Source organism: Exiguobacterium sp. SH0S1 (assembly GCF_004337165.1).
Taxonomy (GTDB): Bacteria; Bacillota; Bacilli; order Exiguobacteriales; family Exiguobacteriaceae; genus Exiguobacterium; species Exiguobacterium aurantiacum_A.
In genome coordinates this window covers 1-1,834 of the sequence record NZ_SJVC01000014.1, presented here as the reverse complement: position 1 = coordinate 1,834, position 1,834 = coordinate 1, and the positions used below count along the sequence as shown (strand labels likewise).

Here is a 1,834-nt window from a genome sequence, read left to right as displayed (position 1 = left end):
GAGGGCACTGAAAAACTTCAAATAATTTTGAGCAGAGGAGCGTCATCCCGGATGGGATGGCGCTCCTCTGCTTTCATTTCCCTTCAAGCCGCCCTGTCCGGCACGCCGCTTTCCTGGGGGCGGTCAGCGAGCCGCATCGCGACGATGTCGCTGCTGGGTCTCGCCTTGCCCGCTGTTCCCCCGGGAGTCGGCGTGCCCTCGGGGCGACGCTGTACGTCCTTGCCGTTTCGGACTAAACTGGCTATAACTACACATCCTGGAGGCGATCCCGATGATGCCAGACCTGCCGAACATGCCGCCGAGCCCGTATGCGGCGCTTTACGATCTGTTGATCCCTGCCGATGACGAGCTACGGCTCATCCACGATCTCGTATCGTTCGATTTCGTCACCGACCTGCTCGCGGACACGTATTGTCACGACAACGGGCGGATGGCCGTCCATCCTGTCCGGATGTTCAAATATCTGTTCCTCAAGGCGCACTCGAACCTATCGGATGTCGATCTCGTCAGACGGGCGAGGACCGACCTCACCTATAAGTATTTCCTGGATCTCGCGCCGGAGGACGGCGTCATCAACCCGTCCTCGCTCACGAAATTCCGCCGCCAACGCATGGACGACGACAAACTGCTCGACAAACTGCTCGCACACACGGTCGAGGTCGCGAAAGAGATGGGGCTGCTGAAGGGACGGACGCTGATCGTCGATTCGACCCATTCCCGGGCCCGGTACGGGCAGAAGCCGATTGGGCAGGCGATCATCGAGGAGGCGAAGCATCTGCGCCAAGCGTGCTATCAGGCATCGGCCGATGCGAAGGGGCGTTTCCCTGAGAAAGTCGATGAGCACGACATCGACCAGCTGCTCGCCTATGCGCTCGCCGTGGCGGAGACCGTAGAGTCCGAGATGCCCGAGCTGATGATGCGGGAGCACATCCGCGACAGGGTGAACCGTGTCCGCGAGCTCGCCGAGGACGCGCATGTCGAGCTACAGGTGTCCAAGGACAGCGATGCCCGGACCGGGCACAAGAGCGCCGACTCCTCCTTCTTCGGCTACAAGCATCACCTCGCGATGACGGAAGAAGGCATCATCACGGCCGTCGTTGTCACGTCAGGCGAGGCGGCGGACGGGAAGCAGTTGACTCGCCTCATCGAGAAGAGCCACGCCGCCGGCGCCGAGTTCGACCACATCGTGGGCGATGCGGCCTATTCGGGCCGAGACAACCTGATCTATGCCGCCTCACAAGGATGTAAGCTCGTCGCCCCATTGAACCCCCGTGTCTATTCCCCTGCAGAGAACCGCGGCGAGGGGTTCACTTACAATAAAGATGCGGAACGCTACGTCTGCCCCGCCGGGCACATGGCCATCCGTAAGGCCCGGACAGGCACGAAGAACATCGGTAAGAATCAAAAAGAGACGCATTATTTTGATATTGAGCTGTGTAAACGATGCCCATTGCGTGAAGGTTGTTACAAGGATGGCGCCAATTCGAAAACGTACAGTGTGTCATTGAAATCGAGGGAACATAGCGAACAGCTCGAATACGAGCAGACCGATGAGTTCAAGGACCATCACCGGAAGCGCTTCGCGATTGAGCCGAAGAACAGCCAACTGAAGAACCCGCAAGGTCTGGCGCGAAACAAAACGTCAGACCTGAAAGGCATGACGTTACAGAGCGTGATGGCGATCATCGCGGTAAACCTGAAGCGGATCATCACCCTCTCAAAAGAAAAAACAGGATAAGGGCAAGGAAAAAGAGCGATTGTCCCGACTTGAGTCGGTCCAATCGCCCTTTTTTCTGTTCACGCTCGGATAGAGCGGAGGTTTTTCAGTGCCCTC

Annotated in this window: 1 protein-coding gene; it reads left to right on the top strand. The window is 58.3% G+C overall.

Features of this window, described 5'->3' with window-relative positions; translation table 11 throughout:
• Positions 1-271 precede the first annotated feature (271 nt).
• Positions 272-1,738 (top strand): IS1182 family transposase, encoded by a 1,467-nt coding sequence (locus EVJ20_RS14950; RefSeq protein ID WP_131508751.1) that lies wholly within the window; start codon positions 272-274, stop codon positions 1,736-1,738.
• The last annotated feature ends 96 nt before the right edge of the window (positions 1,739-1,834 follow it).

Bases quoted from the DNA above. Each gene is read 5' to 3' on its own strand.
- EVJ20_RS14950 (WP_131508751.1), top strand. From the start codon at position 272: ATGATGCCAGACCTGCCGAACATGCCGCCGAGCCCGTATGCGGCGCTT.